General features: G+C 69.6%; 22 protein-coding genes and 1 pseudogene. 13 read left to right on the forward strand and 10 right to left on the reverse strand.

The features are described 5' to 3' along the window. Nucleotides 1–10: 10 nt before the first annotated feature. The 5 genes from RV983_RS02150 to RV983_RS02170 all read left to right on the forward strand — a co-directional run bounded on the left by RV983_RS02150 (nucleotide 11) and on the right by RV983_RS02170 (nucleotide 6,456). Nucleotides 11–931, forward strand: a complete 921-nt coding sequence (locus tag RV983_RS02150) for a carbohydrate ABC transporter permease (RefSeq protein WP_475984033.1) — start codon at nucleotides 11–13, stop codon at nucleotides 929–931. A gap of 2 nt (nucleotides 932–933) precedes the next feature. Beyond that, nucleotides 934–1,872 (forward strand): carbohydrate ABC transporter permease, encoded by a 939-nt coding sequence (locus RV983_RS02155; protein ID WP_475984034.1) that lies wholly within the window; start codon nucleotides 934–936, stop codon nucleotides 1,870–1,872. A 112-nt stretch (nucleotides 1,873–1,984) separates the two neighbouring features. Continuing rightward, the gene (locus RV983_RS02160; protein ID WP_475984035.1) at nucleotides 1,985–3,328 is read left to right on the forward strand and encodes an ABC transporter substrate-binding protein; all 1,344 of its coding nucleotides are present in this window, start codon (nucleotides 1,985–1,987) and stop codon (nucleotides 3,326–3,328) included. A 219-nt stretch (nucleotides 3,329–3,547) separates the two neighbouring features. Next, nucleotides 3,548–4,546: a LacI family DNA-binding transcriptional regulator gene (locus RV983_RS02165; RefSeq protein ID WP_475990198.1), complete on the forward strand. Its 999-nt coding sequence runs from the start codon at nucleotides 3,548–3,550 to the stop codon at nucleotides 4,544–4,546. Between the two features lie 161 nt (nucleotides 4,547–4,707). Then, nucleotides 4,708–6,456: a glycoside hydrolase family 35 protein gene (locus RV983_RS02170; RefSeq protein WP_475984036.1), complete on the forward strand. Its 1,749-nt coding sequence runs from the start codon at nucleotides 4,708–4,710 to the stop codon at nucleotides 6,454–6,456. Between the two features lie 101 nt (nucleotides 6,457–6,557). Here RV983_RS02170 and RV983_RS02175 read toward each other — a convergent pair. Both RV983_RS02175 and RV983_RS02180 read right to left on the reverse strand, forming a co-directional pair. Continuing rightward, nucleotides 6,558–7,229: pseudogene (locus RV983_RS02175) on the reverse strand (sirohydrochlorin chelatase); the annotation flags it as partial. Further along, nucleotides 7,226–7,663, reverse strand: coding sequence for a winged helix-turn-helix domain-containing protein (locus RV983_RS02180; protein ID WP_475984037.1), 438 nt, complete (start codon nucleotides 7,661–7,663; stop codon nucleotides 7,226–7,228). The gene RV983_RS02180 and the pseudogene RV983_RS02175, both read right to left, overlap by 4 nt. Nucleotides 7,664–7,681: 18 nt before the next feature. Here RV983_RS02180 and RV983_RS02185 point away from each other — a divergent pair, with 18 nt between their 5' ends. The 6 genes from RV983_RS02185 (at nucleotide 7,682) to RV983_RS02210 (ending at nucleotide 14,446) form a co-directional block, all read left to right on the forward strand. Then, nucleotides 7,682–8,869, forward strand: a complete 1,188-nt coding sequence (locus RV983_RS02185) for an MFS transporter (protein ID WP_475984038.1) — start codon at nucleotides 7,682–7,684, stop codon at nucleotides 8,867–8,869. Between the two features lie 255 nt (nucleotides 8,870–9,124). After that, nucleotides 9,125–10,036 (forward strand): patatin-like phospholipase family protein, encoded by a 912-nt coding sequence (locus RV983_RS02190; protein WP_475984039.1) that lies wholly within the window; start codon nucleotides 9,125–9,127, stop codon nucleotides 10,034–10,036. 101 nt (nucleotides 10,037–10,137) lie between these two features. Next, on the forward strand, nucleotides 10,138–10,755 hold the full coding sequence (locus RV983_RS02195; protein ID WP_475984040.1) for a hypothetical protein: 618 nt from the start codon (nucleotides 10,138–10,140) through the stop codon (nucleotides 10,753–10,755). 37 nt (nucleotides 10,756–10,792) lie between these two features. Beyond that, nucleotides 10,793–11,881, forward strand: a complete 1,089-nt coding sequence (locus RV983_RS02200) for a lysylphosphatidylglycerol synthase transmembrane domain-containing protein (protein ID WP_475984041.1) — start codon at nucleotides 10,793–10,795, stop codon at nucleotides 11,879–11,881. Nucleotides 11,882–12,041: 160 nt separating this feature from the next. Continuing rightward, entirely contained in the window at nucleotides 12,042–13,280 is a 1,239-nt protein-coding gene (locus RV983_RS02205; protein ID WP_475984042.1) for an ABC transporter permease, read from the forward strand. Nucleotides 13,281–13,747: 467 nt separating this feature from the next. Beyond that, nucleotides 13,748–14,446 (forward strand): sigma-70 family RNA polymerase sigma factor, encoded by a 699-nt coding sequence (locus RV983_RS02210; protein ID WP_475984043.1) that lies wholly within the window; start codon nucleotides 13,748–13,750, stop codon nucleotides 14,444–14,446. Nucleotides 14,447–14,478: 32 nt separating this feature from the next. Here RV983_RS02210 and RV983_RS02215 read toward each other — a convergent pair whose 3' ends face one another. The 4 genes from RV983_RS02215 to RV983_RS02230 form a co-directional block, all read right to left on the reverse strand. Then, entirely contained in the window at nucleotides 14,479–14,700 is a 222-nt protein-coding gene (locus tag RV983_RS02215; RefSeq protein ID WP_475984044.1) for a hypothetical protein, read from the reverse strand. Continuing rightward, nucleotides 14,660–15,544, reverse strand: a complete 885-nt coding sequence (locus RV983_RS02220) for an IS630 family transposase (protein ID WP_475984045.1) — start codon at nucleotides 15,542–15,544, stop codon at nucleotides 14,660–14,662. Before RV983_RS02220 ends, RV983_RS02215 begins: the two co-directional genes overlap by 41 nt. A gap of 212 nt (nucleotides 15,545–15,756) precedes the next feature. Next, complete coding sequence (locus tag RV983_RS02225) at nucleotides 15,757–15,969, reverse strand: DUF4287 domain-containing protein (protein WP_475984046.1); 213 nt, start codon at nucleotides 15,967–15,969, stop codon at nucleotides 15,757–15,759. A 73-nt stretch (nucleotides 15,970–16,042) separates the two neighbouring features. After that, a complete protein-coding gene (locus RV983_RS02230; RefSeq protein ID WP_475984047.1) occupies nucleotides 16,043–16,717 on the reverse strand; it encodes a DUF998 domain-containing protein in 675 nt (224 codons plus the stop codon). Between the two features lie 102 nt (nucleotides 16,718–16,819). Between RV983_RS02230 and RV983_RS02235 the strand changes: the two genes are divergently transcribed. Then, nucleotides 16,820–17,440 carry a TetR/AcrR family transcriptional regulator gene (locus RV983_RS02235; RefSeq protein ID WP_475984048.1) on the forward strand — a complete coding sequence of 207 codons (621 nt, stop codon included), beginning with the start codon at nucleotides 16,820–16,822 and terminating at the stop codon, nucleotides 17,438–17,440. Nucleotides 17,441–17,722: 282 nt separating this feature from the next. Here RV983_RS02235 and RV983_RS02240 read toward each other — a convergent pair whose 3' ends face one another. Continuing rightward, entirely contained in the window at nucleotides 17,723–18,331 is a 609-nt protein-coding gene (locus RV983_RS02240) for a TetR/AcrR family transcriptional regulator (RefSeq protein WP_475984049.1), read from the reverse strand. Nucleotides 18,332–18,679: 348 nt separating this feature from the next. Here RV983_RS02240 and RV983_RS02245 point away from each other — a divergent pair, with 348 nt between their 5' ends. After that, complete coding sequence (locus RV983_RS02245; protein ID WP_475984050.1) at nucleotides 18,680–19,423, forward strand: nitroreductase; 744 nt, start codon at nucleotides 18,680–18,682, stop codon at nucleotides 19,421–19,423. Nucleotides 19,424–19,481: 58 nt separating this feature from the next. On the opposite strand, the gene RV983_RS02250 is transcribed toward RV983_RS02245, so the two are convergent. The 3 genes from RV983_RS02250 to RV983_RS02260 form a co-directional block, all read right to left on the reverse strand. Continuing rightward, nucleotides 19,482–19,691 carry a hypothetical protein gene (locus RV983_RS02250; RefSeq protein WP_475984051.1) on the reverse strand — a complete coding sequence of 70 codons (210 nt, stop codon included), beginning with the start codon at nucleotides 19,689–19,691 and terminating at the stop codon, nucleotides 19,482–19,484. A gap of 105 nt (nucleotides 19,692–19,796) precedes the next feature. After that, nucleotides 19,797–20,261: a GNAT family N-acetyltransferase gene (locus RV983_RS02255; RefSeq protein ID WP_475984052.1), complete on the reverse strand. Its 465-nt coding sequence runs from the start codon at nucleotides 20,259–20,261 to the stop codon at nucleotides 19,797–19,799. Between the two features lie 239 nt (nucleotides 20,262–20,500). Further along, the gene (locus tag RV983_RS02260) at nucleotides 20,501–21,727 is read right to left on the reverse strand and encodes a L,D-transpeptidase (protein WP_475984053.1); all 1,227 of its coding nucleotides are present in this window, start codon (nucleotides 21,725–21,727) and stop codon (nucleotides 20,501–20,503) included. Nucleotides 21,728–21,751 lie beyond the last annotated feature (24 nt).

The raw sequence follows: 21,751 nt of genomic DNA on the forward strand, positions 1-21,751 counted from the left end.
GGATGGGATCATGGCAGCCATATCGCCGCCTTCCAGTACCGGCAGGGCGGCGCCACCTCGGGGACGCCGGGGCCGGCGCTGGCTGGGATGGGGCTTCGTCGCGCCATTCATGATCTTCTTCGCGTTGGTCTTCCTGGCGCCGATCGGCTACTCGATCTATCTGAGCCTGTTCCGCGACCAGCTCATCGGCGGCACCTCGTTCGTCGGCCTGGACAACTACACCCAGGCCTTCCACGACAGCCAGTTCTGGTCGGGGCTCGGCCGCGTCGCGCTGTTCCTGGCGGTCCAGGTGCCGATCATGCTGGGCATCGCCCTGTTCATCGCCCTCGCGCTGGACAGCGGACGGCTCCACGGCCGGAACTTCTTCCGCATCACGATCTTCCTGCCCTACGCGGTCCCGGCCGTCGTGGCCACCTTGATGTGGGGCTTCATGTACGGCGACCGCTTCGGCCTGGTCGCCAACATCAACGACACCTTCGGGACCTCCCTGCCGAACCCGCTCTCGCCCGGCCTAGTGCTGGCGAGCATCGGCAACATCGTGACCTGGGAGTTCGTCGGCTACAACATGCTGATCTTCTACTCGGCGCTGCATGTGATCCCGCACTCCCTCTACGAGGCGGCCGAGATCGACGGCGCGAGCCAGATGCGGATCGTCAGGTCCATCAAGATCCCCGCGATCCGGGGGGCGCTGGTGATCGCGACGATCTTCTCGGTCATCGGCAGCTTCCAGCTGTTCAACGAGCCGAGCATCCTCAAGCCCCTGGCGCCCAACGCCATCACGACGTACTTCACGCCGAACCTGTACACCTACTCGCTGTCCTTCTCCGGCCAGCAGCACAACTACGCCGCGACGGTCGCGATCGTCATGGGAGTGGTCACGATGATCGTCGCCTACGTCGTGCAGCTGCGCGGCATGCGGAAGGAGGCGTGACGATGGCCCAGTCCAGCACCAGCACCCTCGCGCCCAAGCGGCAGTACTCCGGCTCCGCGTCGTCCGGGCGGACCGCGCGCCGGCGCCGCTCCTCCGACCGGCCCAAGCGCAACGTCCTGCTCACGATTCTGACCGCGCTCGTCGCGGTCTACGCCCTGATCCCGCTGGCCTGGCTGCTGATCAGCGCCAGCAAGACCCAGAAGAATCTGCTCGACTCCTTCGGGCTGTGGTTCAGCGGCGACTTCGCGCTGTGGGACAACATCCAGCAGACCCTCACCTACAACGACCACATCTTCGTACGGTGGCTGCTGAACACCCTGCTGTACGTGGTGGTGGGCGCCGGCGGCGCGACCTTCCTCGCCGTGCTGGGCGGCTACGGCCTGGCGAAGTTCAACTTCCCGGGCAAGCGGTCGGTGTTCGCGGTGGTGATCGGCGCGGTCGCCGTACCGGGTGCCGCGCTGGCCGTGCCCACGTTCCTGATGTTCAGCAAGATGGGCCTGACGAACACACCGTGGGCGGTCATCGTCCCCTCGCTGATCTCTCCGTTCGGCCTCTACCTGATGTGGGTCTTCGCCTCCGAGGCGATCCCGGACGAGCTGCTGGAAGCGGCCCGGGTGGACGGTTCGGGCGAGATCCGCACCTTCTTCAAGATCAGCCTGCCACTGCTGGGGCCGGGCATCGTCACCGTCCTGCTCTTCACCGTGGTCGCGACCTGGAACAACTACTTCCTGCCGCTGATCATGATCAAGGATCCCGACTGGTATCCCCTCACGCTGGGGCTCAACGCGTGGAACGCCCAGGCCGCGACGGCCGGTGGGCAGCCCGTCTTCAATCTCGTGATCACCGGGTCGCTGCTGACCATCGTCCCGCTGATCGCGGCCTTCCTCTTCCTCCAGCGCTACTGGCAGACCGGACTCAGCGCCGGCAGCGTCAAGGAATGATCACCGGCGCCCCGGAGGCGCCGTGTCCACCTCTGCAGGCCCCTCCCCGGCACACCCATGCGGTGGGCGACGGGCGGCGCCGCAGTACATCACCACAACGAAGTGAGATGCGATGACGAACAAGCCACTTCGCCGTTCGGCGCAGGCGTTCGCGGTGCTCTGCGCGGGGGCCCTGGCCCTGACCGCCTGCGGTTCCTCCGGCGACTCCGGTTCCGGGGCCAAGGCCGCGGACGCGGGCAGCGTCGAGGCGGCGCTGAACAAGGGCGGCAACCTGACGGTGTGGGCGTGGGAGCCGACGCTGAAGCAGGTGGTCACCGACTTCCAGGCCAAGTACCCCAAGGTCAAGGTGAAGCTGGTCAACGCCGGTACGGGCAACGACCAGTACACCGCCCTGCAGAACGCGGTCCAGGCCGGCTCGGGCGCCCCCGACGTGGCGCAGGTCGAGTACTACGCGCTGAGCCAGTTCGCGCTGGGCAAGTCCGTCGCCGACCTCAGCCCGTACGGTGCCAAGGACCTGTCCAAGGCCTACTCCCCCGGCCCGTGGAACGCCGTCTCCATCAACAACGGCGTGTACGCCCTGCCCATGGACTCCGGGCCGATGGCGATGTTCTACAACAAGAAGGTCCTCGACCAGTACAAGATCAAGGTGCCCACCACCTGGGACGAGTACCTCGACGCGGCCCGCGCGCTCCACAAGGCCAACCCCAAGGCGTACATCACCAACGACACCGGTGACGCCGGCTTCGTGACCAGCATGATCTGGCAGGCCGGCGGCCACCCGTACTCGGTGGACGGCACCAAGGTGAAGGTGAACTTCACGGACCCCGGCACGAAGCAGTTCACCGCCGTCTGGCAGAAGCTCATCTCCGAGAAGCTGCTCGCCCCGATCAGCTCCTGGAGCGACCAGTGGTACAAGGGACTGGCCGACGGCACCATCGCCACCCTCAACACGGGTGCGTGGATGCCCGCGAACTTCGTCTCCGGCGTCCCCTCGGCCTCCGGTAACTGGCGCGCCGCACCGCTGCCGCAGTGGCAGGCCGGGAAGACCGCCAGCGCCGAGAACGGCGGCAGCTCGCTGGCGGTGACGGAGGCCAGCAAGGACAAGGCCCTCGCCTACGCCTTCGTCAAGTACGCGGACAAGGACGCGGGTGTCCAGGCCCGCATCAAGGGCGGCGCCTTCCCCGCCACGACCGCGGACCTCAACTCCAACGCGTTCCTGAACACCGAGTTCCCCTACTTCGGCGGCCAGAAGGCGAACGAGGTCTTCGCCGAGTCGGCGAAGAACGTGGCGCCCGGCTGGTCCTACCTGCCCTACCAGGTGTACGCGAACTCGATCTTCAACGACACCGTCGGCAAGGCCTATGTGTCCTCCACCTCGCTGCCCGACGCCCTCGCCGGCTGGCAGGACGCGTCGGTGAAGTACGGCAAGGACCAGGGCTTCTCCGTCGGCAACTGACGCACCGGCACCACCCCTCGCCGGCCCGGCGGTTCCCAGGCACGGAACCGCCGGCGCCGGCCCACCCCGGGCTTACGGACCGCCGATCCACGGCTTTCCGCGCCCCCATAGACTTCCTACATTCAGCGGCTGCGATGCGTGACGAAGGGTACGACGGACGTGGACGGGACCGGTCAGAACTCGGTGGCCGCCGCGCAGCGACGGCGGCGCGGTGCGTCGATGGCCGATGTCGCCAAGCTGGCGGGCGTCTCGGCGCAGACCGTCTCCCGGGTCTCCAACGGCTTCCCCGGCGTACTGGACGACACCCGGCAGCAGGTGCTCGCCGCGATGAAGCAGCTCGGCTACCGCCCCAACAGCGCGGCGCGCGCCCTGAAGAGCGGTGAGTTCCGCACGATAGGCGTCATCCTCTTCACCCTGTCCAGCACCGGCAACATGCGCACCTTGGAGGCGGTCTCGTCCTCCGCCGCGCGCGCGGGCTACGCGACCACCCTGCTGCCGGTCACCGCGCCCACGCAGGACGGGGTGCGCGGTGCCTTCACGCGGCTCGGCGAACTCGCGGTGGACGGCATCGTCATGATCATGGAAGTCCACCTGCTGGACGCGATGACGGTGGCGCTGCCGCCGGCGGCCCCCTTGGTCGTCGTCGACTCCGACGCCGGCGACCAGTACTGCGTCGTCGACACCGACCAGGCCAGCGGTGCCCGCGCTGCCGTCGAGCATCTGCTGGGCCTCGGGCACGGCACGGTGCGGCACATCGCGGGCCCCGAGGAGTCCTTCGCGTCCGAGCGCCGGGTCGGCGCCTGGCGGGAGGCCCTGGAATCCGCCGGCCGTGACGTGCCGGAACTGCTGCGCGGCGACTGGTCGGCGCAGTCCGGCTACGAGGCCGGGCTGCGGATCGCGGCGGATCCGGCCTGCACCGCGGTCTTCGTCGCCAACGACCAGATGGCCCTCGGTGTGCTGCGCGCGCTGAACGAGCACGGCAGGCGGGTGCCGGAGGACGTGAGTGTTGTCGGGTTCGACGACATCCCGGAGGCCGCCTCCTTCATGCCGCCCCTGACGACGATCCACCAGGACTTCGCCGAGGTCGGCAGGCGCTGCGTCGACGGCGTGCTGCGGCAGATCCGGGACGACGCCGCGGAGCAGGGCACCACGCTGGTGCCCACCAGGCTCGTGGTCCGCGGCAGTACCGCCCCGCCCCCGGCAGACCGGCGACCGTGAACCGTTGAACCGATGAATCACCGCATCCGCACCTCCGTCGTCACGCTTCGTGATGGCAACGCAAACATCGCGTCCCGGGCACCTCGCGCCGACACCTCCGCGAACACCCCGTGACAGCACCACCCGCACGTGATCCCGACTCCACTGGAGGAGCACCCGCCATGCCCGTACTGCGGACAGAAGGGAACGAATTCCGCCTCGACGGCGAGCCGTTCCGCATCATCTCCGGTGGCCTGCACTACTTCCGCGTCCACCCCGAACAGTGGCGGGACCGGCTGCACAAGGCGCGCCTCCTCGGGCTGAACACCATCGACACCTATGTGCCGTGGAACCTCCACCAGCCCCGGCCTGACGAGTTCCACGCCGACGGCGGACTGGATCTGCCCGCCTTCCTGGCACTCGCCCAGGCCGAGGGGCTGCACGTCCTGCTGCGCCCCGGGCCGTACATCTGCGCCGAGTGGGAGGGCGGCGGCCTGCCGTCCTGGCTGCTCGCCACACCCGGCATCGCGCTGCGCACCGCCGACCCGGGCTACCTGGAGGCCGTCGACGCCTTCCTCGACCGGCTCCTGCCGCTCGTCACGCCGTACCTGGCCACCAACGGCGGCCCCATCCTGGCCGTGCAGGTCGAGAACGAGTACGGCGCCTACGGCGACGACCCCGCCTACCTCGGGCACCTGGAGGCGAAGCTGCGCCAAGGCGGTGTCGACGTACCGCTGTTCACCTGCGACCAGCCCGCCGACCTCGCCCGCGGCAGCATCCCGGGCGTCCTGAGCACCGTCAACTTCGGCAGCCGTCCCGCGCAGAACCTCGCCGCGCTGCGCGAGCACCAGCCCGAGGGCCCGCTGATGTGCACCGAGTTCTGGAACGGCTGGTTCGACCGCTGGGGCGGCGTGCACGTCGTCCGCGACGCCGCGAGTGCCGCCGCGGACCTCGACGAACTGCTGTCCGCCGGTGCCAGCGTGAACCTGTACATGTTCCACGGCGGCACCAACTTCGGCTTCACCAACGGCGCCAACGACAAGCACACGTACCGGCCGACCATCACCTCCTACGACTACGACGCGCCGCTGGACGAGGCCGGGGACATCACCCCCAAGTACCTCGCGTTCCGCGAAGTCCTCGCCCGGCACACCACCGTGCCCGACAGCCCCCTGCCCGAGCCGTCGAAGAAGCTCAACCTCCTCGGCGTCGGACTCACCGGGACCGCGTCACTGCTCGGCTCCGCCGACCGGCTGGGTGAGGCGGTGGCCGGTCCGCGCCCGCTGACCATGGAGGAACTGGGCCAGGACTTCGGCTTTGTCCTGTACGAGACCGAGCTGACCGGGCCGGGCCCCACCCTGCTCCACTTCACCCAGGTCAAGGACCGCGCCCAGGTCTTCCTCGACGGGGCCCCCGTCGGGGTCCTCGAGCGTGAGCAGCACGAGAGCGCGCTGGCCCTCACCGTCCCCGCGCAGGGCGCGACCCTGACGGTGCTGGTCGAGAACCAGGGCCGGGTCAACTACGGCCAGGGCATCCACGACCGCAAGGGACTGACCGGCCCGGTCACCGCCAACGGCACCGAACTGACCGGCTGGCGCAGCAGGCCGCTGCCCCTGGACGACCTGTCGGGACTCGCCTTCACCACCGGCGGCCCGCAGCCCGTGGGTCCCGCGTTCCACCGCGGCGTCTTCGCGGTGGAGAGCCCCGCGGACACCTTCCTGGACCTGACCGGCTGGACCAAGGGCAACGCCTGGGTCAACGGCTTCGCGCTGGGCCGCTACTGGTCCCGCGGCCCTCAGCAGCGCCTCTACGTCCCCGCCCCGGTCCTGCGTCCCGGAGCCAACGAGCTGGTGGTCCTGGAACTGCACGCCACCACCCGTACCGCCGTCGACCTGTGCGACACCCCGGACCTCGGACCGCTCGAGGAGTAGCGGCGCGGGCACGGCGGCCGGTTTCCCGTCGGACCGGCCGCTCGGGCCTCGGGGGCTTCCCCGGCCAGGGCCTCCTGGTAGCGGAGTACGACGAGTTCGACGAGGGCGTCGTGCGTGCCGAGCGGCGCGGAGGTGACGCAGCCTCCGGAGCGGGCGGCGCGGCGGGCGAACCAGCCCGGGGCCAGAAGGTATCCGGCGACGTGGACGCGGGCGTGTCCGGCCGCGCGCAGGGCGGCGACGGCCCCTGCCGGGTCCGGAGCGGCGGCGCAGAGGTAGGCGGGCACGACCTCCCGCGCACCGGGGAGCCTGTCGCGCAGCAGCGCGGCCATGGCCGCGGCGTCGGCGTTGGCGGCCGGATCGGTCGATCCGGCCGCCGCGAGGACGACCGGTCCGTCGCCGGCGCGCCACCCGGCTTCGGCGAGACGGTCGGCGAGGACGTCTGCCAGCCGTGGGTCGGGCCCGAGCGCGGAGGCGACCCGGGCGCGCAGATGGGGCGCCCCGGCGAGGGCCGCGGGGATGTCGACGCGAAGGTGGTAGCCCGCGCCGAGCAGCAGCGGCACCAGGACCACTTCGCCGCTCAGCCGGGCCAGGGCCTCCGGCAGCGACGGCGTCACCAGGCCGAGGAAGCAGAGCTCCACGCGCAGGCCGGGACAGCACGCGCGCACCCGGGCGACGAGTGCCTCGGTCACCGCCACACCCTCCGCGTCCCGCGTGCCGTGGGCCATGGCGAGGAGGGTCGGCCCGGGCCGGGTGGCAGGGGCAGCGCTCGTCATACCGCCGCCAGGCAGTAGCCGCGCTTGGGGACGGTTCTGACCAGGCGGCCGTACGGGCCGAGCGAGGAGCGCAGCCGGGCGACGGCCGCCTCCACGGCGTGCTCGTCCGCATCGGAGTCCGCCCAGAGGCGGCGCAGCAGTTCGGCGCGGCTGAGCACCCAGCCCGGCTTCTCGGCCAGTGCGCGCAGGAGGGCGGCGCTCTTCGGCGAGAGCCAGTGGCACTCCCCGTCGACCAGCAGCGCGTTACCCTGGAGCACCAGGGCCCGGTCGGCGAGCCGCACTTCCCGGCGGCCGCGTGCGGGCAGCGTTTCCGTGAGTGTGCGGACCAGCGCACCGAGACGCCCGCGTTCGGGCCAGACCACGGGCAGCCCGGCGTCCAGCAGGGGTCGCGCGCAGACCGGGCCGACGCAGACCGGGAGGACGTCGCCGGACATCGCCTCCAGCACCCGCCCGTGTGCGCCGTCGGTCAGCGCGGTCCCCAGGAAAGCGGTGATCGCGGGCGCGCTGGCAAGTTCACGCTGACCGCGCTGCCGACGGCGCTCGGCGCGGCGCTGCGCCTGCCCTACACCTTCGCGGTGGCCAGGTTCGGGGGCCGCAACTGGACGGTGTTCAGCGCGCTGTTGCTGCTGGTCCCGACCGTGCTGGCCGGAGTCGTGCTGCGGCCGGGGGTCGTGGGCGGCACCCTGCCGGCCGTGGCCTGCGTGGCCGGCGTCGGGGGCGGCAACTTCGCCTCCTCGATGGCGAACATCAACGCGTTCTACCCCCAGCGGCTCAAGGGCTGGGCGCTCGGCGTCAACGCGGGCGGCGGCAACCTCGGAGTGCCCGTGGTGCAGTTGGTCGGCCTGACGGTGATCGCCACGGCGGGTGCGGCGCAGCCGCGGCTGGTCCCGCTGGTCTACCTGCCGCTGATCGTGCTGGCCGCGCTGGGCGCGGCCCTGAGGATGGACAACCTCGCGTCGCCGAGGAACGACGGGCGGGCCCTGCGGGAGGTGGCGAAGGAGCCGCACAGCTGGGTGATGTCCCTTCTCTACATCGGCACGTTCGGCTCGTTCATCGGTTTCGGCTTCGCCTTCGGGCTCGTCCTGCAGGTCCAGTTCCACGGGCAGTTCGACACTCCCGTGAAGGCGGCGTACCTGACCTTCCTCGGCCCCCTGCTGGGGTCACTGGTGCGGCCGTTCGGCGGGCGGCCGGCGGACCGCTGGGGTGGTGCCAGGGTGACGCTGTGGACCTTCGTCGCGATGGCGGCGGCCGTGGGCGTCGTGCTGGCCGCATCGCGGCGGGAGTCGCTGCCGATGTTCCTGGTGGGCTTCGTCGCCCTGTTCGTGCTGAGCGGGATCGGCAACGGCTCGACGTACCGCATGATCCCGGCGATCTTTCACGCCAAGGCGCGCCTCGCGGTCGCGGCGGGCGCGGACACGCAGACCGCGGAGCGGGACTCGCGCCGGCGGGCGTCGGCGCTCATCGGGCCGGTCGGCGCGTCAATGGGAGTCCTGGTGAACCTCGCGTTCCGGCAGTCGTTCCTGCACGGCGCGAGCGGCGAACCGGCCTACTGGGCCTTCCTGGCGGCGTACGCGGTGTGCTCGATCGTGACGTGGGCGGTCTATCTGCGGCCCCGGGTCGGACCGATGCACGGGGTCTGAGGTCCGAGGTCGGTGCGGCATCCGCCCCGCGTTCGGCACGGCCCCGGTCACACCCGTGTGATCGGGGCCGCATTCGCGAGGCACGTTCTGCCGGCTTCTCCCGAAAGTCCGCAGGTCATCGCTGCCGCGGGAGCTTCGGGCCCGAGTCCGGGAGATCAAAGAAAACGAATATTCGTCTTGACTCACCCTTCACCCGAGGCGCAGGATAGGCAGCGCTCGAACGGAATGGCCGTTCCCGGAAGGGGAGGAGGCGACATGGGTGCCGTGCAGACCGGCGGGTCGGGAGTGACTCCATGTCAGGTTCCGGGGGACGACGGACCGCGGGCAGCACCCGCCGAGGCCGAGCGGGCTCCGTCCGGCACCGTGGCGTTCGTGCTGCAAGGCGGGGGCAGCCTGTGCGCGGCGCAGGTAGGTGCGCTGCGGGCCCTCACGCAGGCGGGAGTCACTCCCGATCTCGTCGTGGGATCCTCCGCCGGCGCTCTCAACGCCGCCGCCTTCGCAGCCGACCCGGGCATCGAGGGCATCGACCGGCTGGAGGCGTTGTGGCTGGGCCTCAAGCGCCGCCATGTCGCGCCGATATCACCGAGGACCCTGATCAGGGCCGCCCTCGGATGGGGCGAGGCGGCGGTCTCGAGCGCGGCGCTGCGGCGATTGCTGCGGGACGGGGTCGGCGTGAACCGCCTTGAGGACACCGCCGTACCGGTGCACATTGTGACGACCGACGCCGAGACCGGCGCTGCCGTCGTTCTGTCCCGAGGCGACGCCGTTCCGGCGCTGCTCGCCTCGGCGGCCTTTCCGGGGCTCTATCCCCCGGTGTGCGTCGGCGGGCACCGCCTCATCGACGGGGGCGTGTCGGCGGACACGCCCGTCCTCCAGGCGGAAGCACTCGGCGCGACCACGATCTACGTACTGCCCGCTGCCGTCACCCAGCAGACGGACCATCACGCACACGCGGCGCTGCTCGCCGCCTACCGGGCGGTGGGCCAGATCCTGGTGGAACGTGAGAGACGGGACCTCGCAGCCGTCCGCGGATCGGTTCTCCGCCTGCCCGCGGCCACCACCCCCGTCGTCAGCCTCGTCGACTTCCGCGACACACCGCGCCTGGTCCGGGCCGGCTACTCACTCACCCAGGACTGGCTCGTCGAGCAGCCCGCGGCCATGGCGTGAGGATGCTCCATGGCGCACTTGGCCTCCTTCGGACGGGGACGCTTGCCCCGGCTCGGGCCGCGAACCCGTCTCATCTCCCTACGCGCACCCGGGTAACCACCATGATCGATTCTTCCCCGCCCCCGCCCCCGTCCCCGAACGACGGGACCGACCACTCGACCGTCGAGCCCACGTCGCCGAAGGGCGAGGACGGCGGCAGCAGCGGCAGTCGCGCGGCCGGCAGCTGGCTGCGCAGCCGGCGGTCCGGCCAGATGTCCTCATATCTGCCACTCCACCTGGACGAGACATTCCTCGTCCATGGTGGTGTCCGCGACACGGCGGGAGGACTGGTGCGCTTCCGGATACCCGGCGTCGACGAAGCCGGGCCCTCGCGGCGCTCCAGGTGGCGACGGACCGACCTGGGTCACCAACTCGCGGGATCAGAAGGTGAATTGCGGCTGATCCGCAGCCGCCCGCGGACCGAGAGCGCGATACAGCGGGCTCCCATCGCCATGCTCACGCTCAACGGCATCACCGACGCCGCGCCCCCGATCCGGCTCGACATCGCCGGCCCCTCCCCGGCCGTCGCCGGCGAGCAACGGGGCCGTACCGCGGGTCTCGGCGTCGACGTGCACTTCTTCGCGGGTCTGTGGGACCTGGCCCTCCCCGAGCACACGCGGCGCCGCCTGCACCTCGAAGGTCCCGTCCGTGTGCTGCCCGACTGGCCGACGGCGCGATGAGGAGCAGCACAGGACAGCCCTGGCGCAAGGACGTGGCGTGACTCCGCAGCGTTCACGCCGGCGTACCGTGCTGACCGCGTGCGCCACGCTGAGCGTGGTGGGCACCGAGTTGGTGTGGGTGGCACCCTACGCGCGCCAGGCCGCGGGACAGCTCGCCGACGCCGATCTCCGGTGGTTTCTGCCGGCGCTCGCGGCCGAAACGGTGTCCATGATGGCGTTCGCGCGCCTTCAGCGGTTCGCGCTCGGCGCCGGAGGGCTGCGGGTCACCATCGGTTCCACCGCCGCCACGGTGTTCGCCGGCAACGCCCTGAGCGCGAGCCTGCCCGGCGGGAGCCTGGTCTCCCTCACCTACCGGACACGCCGGATGCGGGCCTGGGGCGCCAGCGCACCTCAGATCGGATTCGCGCATGCGGCCACCGGCGTTCTGAGCACGATCGCTCTCGCCCTGCTCGCGGGCGTCGGACACACTCTGGCGGGGGACAACTCCCGACTCCTCCCGCTCGCCATTCAGGCCCTCGCGACCTGCGCTCTCGCCGGCGCCGCACTGGCACTGGTCCACCACCCCGCCGTACTGCGCCGGCCCGTGGGCGTTCTTCATCGCCTGTGGCACAGGCTGCGCCGCAGCGTCGCGGAGCCGCGCTCGCCCGAAGGGCTGCTCGACGAACTGGCCGCCATGGACCCGCCGGCCCGCTTCTGGGCACGGGGGCTCGGCCTGGCCCTGGCCAACTGGGGCGCGGATCTCACGTGTCTGCTCGCCGTGTGCCACGCCGTCGGAGCCTCGCCCTCGCTCGGCACGGTGCTGCTGGCCTACGTCGCCGCGATGACGGCCGCGTCAGCCATGCCCCTGCTGCCCGCAGGGCTCGGCACTCTCGACGCGGCCCTGATCCTCACCCTGCACCACGGCGGGGTACCGACCATCGCCGCCACCGCCGCAGATCTCCTGTACCGGCTGATCACCCCCGGGCTGGTCAGCGTCGCCGGATGGACCCTGCTGTTCCGGCAACGCTCACAGTCCACCACCGGGCCGCAGGCACAGCCGCAGGCCCCACCGGACGCGACAGCAGTCGGCAACACACCGGCGATCCCCACGGCACGCCCCTCGCGCCCGCATCTGCACATTCCTTGACCTGCACGTCAGCGTCAGCCGATACCGCACCCCTCCCCACCCAACGGCTGCGGTCGGGACGCGGGTACACTGCGAAAGAAAACGAATGTTCGTCTTGACGATTCTCGGCAAACGCACCAAACTGAAGCTAAACAAAATGATCATTCATCTTATGAGAGGCGTGACCATGAAGAACCCGCTGGTGAGGGTCCTGTCCTGGCGCCGGATTGTCCTCATGATCGTGGGATTGCCCCTGGTGATCTCGCTCGCCGCGCTGGCATTCGCCGGACCCGCGTCGCGCATCGCCCCGCGAGATCTGCCCGTGGGAATCGTGGGCACGAGCACGGCCAGCCAGAAGGCGGTCGAAAGCATGACGCACAACGCGCCGGGCGGATTCGATTTCCACCTCTACCCCGACCAGGCCTCGGCACGCTCCGCCATCATGAAGCGGGAGGTCTACGGCGCCTTCGTCATAGCTCCCGGCAGAGTCACCGTGCTGGAGGCCACGGCCGCCAGCATGCCCGTGGCCCAGCTCCTGGGGGCGTCCGGGGAGCAACTTGCCGCCCACGCACCCAAGTTGCCGCAACGGCACGTTGCCCTTGATGCCCACGACAAGTCTCACGCGTCCGACAGCCGCAAGAACGTCCCCAAGGCGGCGGCCAAAGTCACCGTGAAGACCGTGGACGTCGTCCCGACCTCCGCGGACGACCCCCGGGGAGTGGTCTTCACCGCGGCACTCCTCCCGCTCACCATTTGCGGAATCCTCATCGCAGCCCTGATCACGCTGTCGGCTCTCCATCTGCCGGGGTGGCGTCGCGTCATCGACCTGATCGCCGTGTGCGCCGTGTGCGGCCTCGCCGCCTACCTGGTCACCCAGGGCATCCTGGGTGCGCTGCCGCACGAGCACCTGGCCACCTACGCCTCCCTGTCCCTCACCCTGCTCGCCATCAGTGCGACCAGCGCCGGCCTGATCAGGCTCATCGGCCATCCGGGCCTGGGTGTCAGCGCCGTACTCATGGTCTTCGTGGGAAATCCGTTCTCCGGCAGCACCTCCGCACCCGAGCTGCTGCCCAAGGCGGTCGACGACATCGGCCAATGGCTGCCCCCGGGCGCCGGAGCAAGCCTTCTGCGCAGCACGGCCTACTTCGACGGCAATGGATCCGGAAGCCACATCGCCGTCCTCGTCCTGTGGAGCGTGCTCGGACTGACGTCCGTCGTCTTCGCCCGTCGAACCCTCACCGTCCTGGGCGACACCATCGAAGAGGACTCCTATGAGCACCGCGATGCGAGCGCCGGGGACAAAGCGGCCGACGAACGCGCCGATGCCCTCGTCATGGCAACGTCCGACGCACCCGTCCCTTCTCCCTCGCAGGCACTGGACGGGCGTCACGCGCACGCCCGCCACGCGCTCCACGACTGACGCAGACCACGACGAGTGCCCCTCGCTCTCCAGCGACACGGACCGGCCTCCCGACGGGTGCGGCCGGTCTCCCGCGAGTGCGGGGCGCCACGTGCGAGAGGCGCCCCGCAACACCGAACCGGGAAACACCGCCCGTTCGTTGACCGAGCCCCGGAAACGCGCGCGGGACTCACGACCCGCCGGGGCGCGACGACCGGGCCAGGGCGCCCAAGGAGAAACGGGGCAGGGCAGGGCGCTCCCGCTCTGCCCTTCCTCGCGCGGTTCTCACATCCCGAATCGACGTCGCCCCCCGCAGAGATCTGCCGGATGCCACGGCGGCCCATGTCCGCCGCCGCGTCCGGCCCTCACGGGCAGCCCGGACGGCCGCATCACTCGAACCGCCGCACCGGATCAGGGCACGAGGGCCATCCCTCCGGCGTCGGTGGGTGGCGGTGACCGACCGAAGCACCAAAGCAAGGAAAAGCACCATGCCCACGACGGACAGGCCCGCTCAGGACGCCAGGGACAGTCTCGAGTCGGAGGCCGTGTTCCACCACGCCCATGGCGTGATGTTCCGTATCGCCTACCGAATGCTGCACAACGTCAGCGAAACCGAGGACGTACTCCAAGAAGCCTGGATCCGTTGGCAGACATGCGACCGATCCCAGGTGCAGAATCCGGAGGCCTTTCTCACCACAATGGTGACGAGGCTTGCCATCAATGTGCTGCAATCAGCGAGATTCCGCCGTGAGAGGTCCGTCGGCATGTCGCTGCCGGAGTCCGTCGACACGATGAGCGACCCCGAGGTGGACGCCATCAACCGGGAGACGCTCGCCATCGCGGTGCTGCTGCTCCTCGAACGACTGACGCCCGTGGAACGAGCCGCTTACGTGCTCCGGGAGGCCTTCGAATACCCGTACGGGCGAATAGCCGAGGTCATCGGCCATTCCCAGGTCAACACTCGTCAACTGGTCAGCCGGGCCCGCAAGCGCCTCGCTGCGAAGAAACGATCCTGCGTGGCCGCGGAAGACCACCAGCGGTTCCTGACCGCATTTGTGGCGGCCGCCCGGACGGGGGACGTGACCGTGCTGGAGCGACTCTTCGCCGAGGAAGCCGCGTACTCCGACGGCGGCGCCGTATGCCCCTCGGGATTCCCCACCATCCTGGGCCGCAACCGCGTGGCCTAAGTGGTCGAGCTTCGAAGTCCTTCGAGGGTTGATCACGTTGGCGGGTTGATGGAGGATTTTCCCTGGTGGTCGGTTGTGTGCCGGTCCAGTCTGGCAAGCAGATCGTCCAGGTCGGAGGTGGTGAACTTCCACTGGAACGGCTGTGCTGTGGCGTTGTAGCGGTCTTCGAATGCTCGAAGCCGGTCCCGGACCTCGTTGAGGTCGGTGAAGTCGTTAGGCGAGACGACCTTGCGCTGAACGATGGAGAAGAACACCTCGATCTGGTTGACCCATGAAGCGTGAACGGGTGTGTGGACCATGACCGCGTTCGGAAACCTGCTGGTCAGGCCGTCGACGGCTGTCTTGCCGCGATGGGAGGAGCCATTGTCGACTCCAGAAGACGCGTCTGGCGCTGGCATATGGCTCGCTGGTCATGACCTGCTCGACCAGCGCCATGAACGGCACGATGCCCGTGGTGGGTTCGCAGCGGCCCATGACGCGGGCCTGGTGGACGTCATAGGCGGCCAGGTAGGCGAGCGCACCGCCGCGTTCGTACTCGTGGTTGACGCGCGACGCCCGGTCTCGTCCCGGGGGCAGGGTGGGATGGCAGCGGCAGCGGGCCTGGATGGAGGTTTTCTCATCCGCGGAGATGACGTACTCGTTCTCGCCCAGGGGTTCGCCCTGCCACAGGCCGGCGTAGAGGTCCATGATGCGGGCGGCTTTGGTACGGAAGCCGGGGTCGCGAATGAAAATCCATGAGCGGTACTGCCAGGGCTTGAGCGCATCCCGCTTCAGCCAGCGGCGCACCGTGGAGGCCGAGACCGCCTCCACGATGCCCCGGTCGACAGCCTCACGTGCCAGTTCCGGGCAGGACCAGCAGGACAGCGGAATGCCGGTCTCGGCAAGTAACTGGCAGGCCAGTGCCTTCACTTCGGCAGTCTGCAGCGGGGTGAAACGCGGCGGCCTCCCGGAACGCTTACGGTCCTCAAGGGCCGGACGACCGCCGGTGGCGAACCGGCCCCGCCAGGTGCGCACCGTGTCCACGTGCAGGCCCGTCTCACCGGCGATCCGCGCGTTGGAGCGTCCACGTGCCGCACGCAGCACCAGTTCCGCGCGCATCCGGGCCTGGTGGGGAGTCTTGTGGCCATAGGCCATCTTCTTCAGCCGCTGCCTCTGCGAGGCTGTCAGCGATATCGGGCAGGCGGACGCAACAGGCAAGGCAGGCAGACCGATCAGCAGAAGTGGATCTCACCGGCCGCCCCTTTCCGCAGCACCCACAGTCGCGACCGTCTTTGCGGGCTTGAGCAGGTCCGCCGGTGCGGATGCTCGGGTTACTTACCGCTGCGTTCGGCGAGGGTGTATGCGACAAGCGCGTTAGCGTGGCCGTGGCCAAGTCCATGCTCGGTCTTGAGCCAGGAGACGAGTTCCATATGCTTGGTCAGGGGCGAGGAGTGGATGAGGTCCTTCCAGTCCGTGATCGGGCGGCCGTACTTTTTCTCGATCGAAGGGAAGTAGCTGGCGGGGCCCTTCACCGGTCCGGTCATTGCGGTGTCCTGTCTGTTGTAGTGAATTGTGATTGTTGACTTGGTTGCGCCCGCGATTCGTGGGCGGGTGCTGCTACTTCTGTGCGGCGGGGAGGGTCGTTATCAGCCGGGCGGTGATGGCCGTGAGCCACAGGAGGCCGAGTCCGGCTCCGGCGGTGAAGGCCAGCACGGTGGCGGAGGAGCAGGCGAATCCGGCGAGGATCCCCAGCGGTACCAGGCGTGAGCTCACGGCCCATCCGCGCTGCTGGTGCGTGGCGAAGTGCCGGGCCAGGACAAGGAACGCTGCGGACAGCGCGAGGAAGCCCACCATGGCGCTGAGCATGTGGGCGGCGCCGTGCCAGCTCAGGGAGGCGGCGGGGGCATGTGGGGCACCGGCGGGGAAGCCCGCCCCCGGGTCCGCGGTGAACACTGCGGCGAGGGCGAAGGATGCGCCGAACACACGGATCAGGCGCGGCGCCCAGGTGCCGGCGGGTGCGCCGTCCAGGGCGCGGCGGATCCCGGCCGCACCTGCGGCGGCCAGCATGCCGGTCAGTAGGAAGCTGGTCACTTGGATCCAGCCGAGATCGCCCAGGCTGAGCTGGCTGATCGCGTTGCGGGTGAAGCCGAAGCCGTCGCGTGTGAGCCCCTGGACGGCGCCGAGGCCCAGGAACAGCGGACCTGCCGTGACGCCACCCGCCAGCAGAACCCGCGTTGTCGGCCATGCCGACGCGGAGCGGGCCGTGACCGGGGCGGCAATGGTCTGGGTCATGCGATTCCCCCACATGTAGAACTAGACGGTGTGGTACTCATCGGAGCCGGGCGCTAGATTAGTCACGCACGAACTGGACTGTCCAGTACCGAAAGGTGGGCGATGGAAGCGAGCGAGCAAGGCCGGTCCGCACGCAAGCACAAGGCGATCCTGGACGCCGCGACCCAGGCGTTCATGGCCAAGGGGTACTCCGGGACCAGCATGGACGACATCGCGAAGCAGGCCGCAGTCTCCAAGCAGACCGTCTACAAGCACTTCGCGGACAAGGAGAAGCTGTTCGCCGAGATCGTCCTGGCCACGACGGACCGGGTCGACGCCATGGTCGATCTGGTGGCCGACATCCCGGCCGACGCCGAGGCACTGGAGGAGAACCTGACCCGTCTGGCCCGCCAGTTCCTGGCCGCCCTCACCCAGCCCCAGGTACTCCAGCTGCGACGCCTGATCATCGCCAACGCCGACACCTTCCCCGAACTCGGCGCCACTTGGTACGAGCAGGGCTTCGAACGCGTCCTCGCCACTCTGGCAGCCACCTTCCAACGCCTCGCCGACCACGGTCTCCTCCGCGTTACGGACGTGCATCTGGCCGCCAACCACTTCACCGGCCTGCTCCTGTGGATCCCGGTGAACAAGGCCATGTTCCACGGCAGTCCCCAGCACTCGCAGAGCGAACTCGACCACTACGCGGACGCCGGCGTCCGGGCCTTCACCGCTGCCTACCGCTAACCCCAGCTACACGCACCAAGTCTCCCCCGGGCACGCTGGAAGAAGACGCAGAACCAGCCCGGCTCTCCGCGAACCGGTTCAACACCAGGTGGACCCAGGAACTTACATAAGGTCACCGACACGTCCACCCCCGAAGGACTTCCGGAGCCGACCACTTAGTGACACCGAGGTGTCGTCATGGCCGGCTGGTGAACGCGTCGTCCGTGTCCGTAGCCCCGCGACGCAGGGAAGGGCCGGTGCAGCAGGCCGTACGCCACCACTGCCGCACCGGCATCGCCACGCTCAATTGGCGGACTCGACCGAATTCGGCCAGAGTGCGCGCAACGCGCCGGGAACCTCGTCCATGATCTTGGCGTCGCCCATGGCCAATTGGAGAATGTAACCGGGCAGGATGCACATGAGTGCGGCGGCGATCGCGTCGGGAGACGCCTCGCGGGTGAGGGTGCCGCTCCGCTGGTGCTCGCGGACGACATCCGCGAGAGCGGACCGCATCTGCGTCATCAGGTCGTCGAACTGCCTGGCCAGTGAGGGGTTACGGAGGGATTCCGACCACGCCAGCACCGATAGTCCGGCGATACCCTGCTCAGCGGTTTTGGCTTTCACGATATCGAGGACGTCCGCCATCAGGGTGCCGACAGAATTGCTGGGGCGGCTCTTGGCGGCACTGTGCACCGTGGCGAGTACATCGCGTATGTTCTCCTCGACGATCGCCGTGATCATCTCGTTCTTGCTCGCGAAGTGCCGATAGACCGCGCCCGCCGAAAGGCCCGATTCCGCGAACAGGTCCTGCATGGATGTCGAGTGGAATCCGTCGCGCAGGAAGCAGCGCCGAGCCGCGTCCAAGATCTGCCTGCGGCGGGCCTCCATGTACTCCTGAGTGACCTTCGGCATCGTCCCGCCCTCAGTGAAAAAAACGAATCTTCGTGTTAACTTAACACGCTGAGTGCCCACCAGACCCTGAGCCGACGCGATTTCCTCGATCGCCCTCCGACGCGGAGACGGCCACGCGGGTCGCGCACCAGGCCTCATTCCGCGGCGAAAGGTCCGCCCGCGAATCGGACGCCTGCCGCCCGGCCCTCAGGGCGGCCGATCACCGAATTCACGACACTCGCCGCGTGACTCTCCGTGCCGTCGGCACTCCAGAGAGGACACAGCGCGGGGCATATCGGCTCTTGTCACATTTCACGTGCTTGAACTGTCAATAAGGCAGAACACCACTCATCTGGGAGGTGGGCGACTGTGGACGTCTATGAAGCGGTCACGAGCCGGCACGCAGTACGCGGATTCACCGACCGCTGCGTCCCGAGGGAGGTGCTGGAGCGCGTCATGTGCGCTGCGGCCTGGGCGCCTTCCGCGTCGAACCTGCAGCCATGGCACATCTACGTGGTCACCGGCGGCCCGCTGGCCGAGCTCAGGAAGCGCGCCGGCGAGCGCCTGGACTCGGGCGAGGCCTGGGACGAGCCGGAATTCGAGCAGTACCCGCCGGCCCTGAAGGCCCCGTACCGCGAACGCCGATCCGCTTTCGGTGAGCAGCGGTACGGCGCACTCGGCATTGCCCGCGGGGATCTGGAAGCCCGCCAGAGGGCCGCTGCTGCGAACTGGGACTTCTTCGGCGCTCCCGCCGCCCTGTTCTGCTACATCGACCGGGATCTGGGGCTGGCCCAGTGGTCCGACATCGGCATGTATCTGCAGACGGTCATGCTGCTCCTCCGCGCCGAGGGGCTGCACAGTTGCACGCAGATGGCCTGGGCGAAGTACCGCAAAACCGTTGCGGAGATCCTCTCCCCGCCGGATGGCCTGATCCTCTTCTGCGGTATGTCGATCGGCTTCGAGGACGTCACCGTGGACTGCACCCGCACGGGCCGGGCGCCGCTCGACGAGACGGTCACATTCGTCGACGATCAGCGGGGCAGTCCGGCCTTGGACGTCCCCGCGGCGGATCGGCTGGTCAGGACCGGCACGCCGTCCATCGCCCACACGTGACCCGTGCCCGTCCTGCGCCGGCACATCCCGGCACGCCCCTGGGGACGGGCGGATCCCGTCAGGGCGAGGAGCCCACGCCGCTGCCCCGGACACGGAAGGGCGCAAGCTTCCGCTCGGTCCCCGTCGGCTCCACGTCGCCCTGCGCGTCGTCCAGATCCGCCCGGGCGATGAAGCCCGGCCCGCTGTCGGCGATGAACCCCTCGACGACCGGGGCGAGATCCCCACAAGCCGGATAGGCAGCGGCGAACGGCAGAGCGTCCGGGGTCACAGAGGCGGTCGGGCACCGGAGCCGCCCGGCCTGCTCGTCATGCCACACGCAGAACGAGGCGTGGCGGTAGCGGGCCCATCGCCGTACGGCGGGACCACACGGTGATCAGCGGGGACGGGACTGATAGTCGAGGCTTCCGAGGGGCCAGTTCGCGGACAGCCAGGCCGTCACGGCCGCCTGCAAGGGCGCGTCCAGCCCGGCTCTGTCGGCACGCACCCAGGAGCGGACGTCGGTGTCGTGGTCGTCGCTGCGGGAGGGGTAGATGTAGACGCAACCGATCACCTCACCCGTGGCGCTCTCGATGACGGTGTAGGTGAATCCGCGGCGCTGAGCGAAGTCGTCCGCGTGACGCCGCAGGTCGGCGAGGTTCGCCTCCAGGGTCATCCCGTCGGCAGGAGGCCAGCCCCGGCCCTGGAAGCCCGGGGTCGCGCGGATGTGCTCGATGCTGCCGGTCCAGGCGGCGTGGTCGGCGGCATTGTGCTGGGGTCCCAGAGGTTCCAGACGGAACTGCGGGGTGATCAGGTCCGCGGGGACGACGAAGTCGTCGGGGACGAGGGCGTGGTCGGTCATGGGGCCGAGGCTACGAGGCAGGGCTATCGGATCGCACCTGGTGTGATGGGTCACGCCGCTCCCGCTGCGGGGCGAATGATCGTCCCCCGGGAGGGTGATCGCCGCCGAGCGCACGCACCACTCCGCCGTCCCGTCGAACGCGGCATGACCACCCTCCAGCGCCGGCGCGTCATCCCTGAAAGGCTCCCTGGACGGGATGTCCGCCCCCGTCCCACAGGCCCCGGCCTCGACGCGGAGCGCTATGCGAGGGCCGAGCCGGCCTTCCACTCCTGCCAGGTCATGTTCCAGCCGTTGAGGCCGTTGTCGGGGGCGATCGTGTGGTCGTGGGAGTGCTGGACGACGACCACGTCGCCGATGAGGGAGTGGTCGTAGAACCACGCCGCGTTCTGCCCCGGGTCGCCGCCGCCTTGGACGTCGTTCAGACCCACGCAGCCGTGGCTCACGTTGGAGTGACCGAAGACGGAGTCCTGGGCCCAGTAGTTGCCGTGGATGAAGGTGCCGGAGGTGGACAGGCGCATCGCGTGCGGGACGTCGGGGATGTCGTACTCGCCGGCGTATCCCACGGTGGCGCCGTCCATGCGCGTGGAGATGAGCTTCTGGGAGATCACCATCTGCCCGTTGTAGGTGGTGCTGCCGGGCGCGCCGGAGGTGATCGGGATCGTGCGGACCGTCTGGCCGTCGCGGACGACGCGCATGGTGTGGGCGCCGGCGTCGACGGTCGAGACCTGGCTGCGGCCGACCGTGAAGCGGACAGTCCTGTCCTGGGTCCCGTAGGCGTTTGCCGCGCCCTTCACGCCGTCCAGGCGCAGGCTCAGCGTGACATGGGCGTGGGCCTTCCAGTACGTCTGCGGGCGCAGGTCCAGGCGCTGGTCGCCGAACCAGTGGCCCACGACCTCCTGGCCGCTGTCGCTGGTGACGCGTATGCCGCGTTCGACGGCCTTCTTGTCGGTGACCGGCTTGTTGAACGTCAGCGACACGGGCATGCCGACGCCCACGGTCGAGCCGTCCTCGGGGGTGAACGTGCCGGTCAGGCGCTCGTCCTTGGCGAGTGTGGTGAAGGACAGCCGGCGCGTCTGCGCCCGGCCCGCTTCGTCGGAGGCGTCGACCACGAGGTGGTAGGAGGTGCCGTAGGCCAGGGCGTCGTCCGGGGACCAGCGGCGGCGGTCGCCGGCAGCGGTCCCCCGGACCGGTTGCCCGCCCGCGGTGGTGAGGGTGACGGACGAGATCTTCCCTCCGGAGACCTCGACATCGCCCGCGCCGCCGACGGAGGCGTGCCGTTCGCCGTCCGCGGCGCCCGTGGTGAGGCGGAAGCCGGTCGCGGCCCGCGGCCCGGACGAGGAGGCCCGGGACGGCGTTGCGCCTTGAGCGGCGGGATCGGAGCCGGGGTGTGAACCCGCGCAGGCGGTGAGGACCGACGCGCCGACGACGGCGAGGGCGATCACGGTGACGTGGGGAAGGGAGGACACGCTTGCTCCTGTGGACCGCGGAAT

It is taken from the genome of Streptomyces sp. RLA123, from assembly GCF_056270165.1.

Bases quoted from the DNA above. Each gene is read 5' to 3' on its own strand.
- RV983_RS02230 (WP_475984047.1), bottom strand. From the start codon at position 16,717: ATGACCCAGACCATTGCCGCCCCGGTCACGGCCCGCTCCGCGTCGGCA.
- RV983_RS02240 (WP_475984049.1), bottom strand. From the start codon at position 18,331: ATGCCGAAGGTCACTCAGGAGTACATGGAGGCCCGCCGCAGGCAGATC.
- RV983_RS02160 (WP_475984035.1), top strand. From the start codon at position 1,985: ATGACGAACAAGCCACTTCGCCGTTCGGCGCAGGCGTTCGCGGTGCTC.
- RV983_RS02180 (WP_475984037.1), bottom strand. From the start codon at position 7,663: ATGTCCGGCGACGTCCTCCCGGTCTGCGTCGGCCCGGTCTGCGCGCGA.
- RV983_RS02225 (WP_475984046.1), bottom strand. From the start codon at position 15,969: ATGACCGGACCGGTGAAGGGCCCCGCCAGCTACTTCCCTTCGATCGAG.
- RV983_RS02170 (WP_475984036.1), top strand. From the start codon at position 4,708: ATGCCCGTACTGCGGACAGAAGGGAACGAATTCCGCCTCGACGGCGAG.
- RV983_RS02210 (WP_475984043.1), top strand. From the start codon at position 13,748: ATGCCCACGACGGACAGGCCCGCTCAGGACGCCAGGGACAGTCTCGAG.
- RV983_RS02190 (WP_475984039.1), top strand. From the start codon at position 9,125: ATGGGTGCCGTGCAGACCGGCGGGTCGGGAGTGACTCCATGTCAGGTT.
- RV983_RS02155 (WP_475984034.1), top strand. From the start codon at position 934: ATGGCCCAGTCCAGCACCAGCACCCTCGCGCCCAAGCGGCAGTACTCC.
- RV983_RS02235 (WP_475984048.1), top strand. From the start codon at position 16,820: ATGGAAGCGAGCGAGCAAGGCCGGTCCGCACGCAAGCACAAGGCGATC.
- RV983_RS02220 (WP_475984045.1), bottom strand. From the start codon at position 15,544: ATGCGCGCGGAACTGGTGCTGCGTGCGGCACGTGGACGCTCCAACGCG.
- RV983_RS02255 (WP_475984052.1), bottom strand. From the start codon at position 20,261: ATGACCGACCACGCCCTCGTCCCCGACGACTTCGTCGTCCCCGCGGAC.
- RV983_RS02150 (WP_475984033.1), top strand. From the start codon at position 11: ATGGCAGCCATATCGCCGCCTTCCAGTACCGGCAGGGCGGCGCCACCT.
- RV983_RS02195 (WP_475984040.1), top strand. From the start codon at position 10,138: ATGATCGATTCTTCCCCGCCCCCGCCCCCGTCCCCGAACGACGGGACC.
- RV983_RS02165 (WP_475990198.1), top strand. From the start codon at position 3,548: ATGGCCGATGTCGCCAAGCTGGCGGGCGTCTCGGCGCAGACCGTCTCC.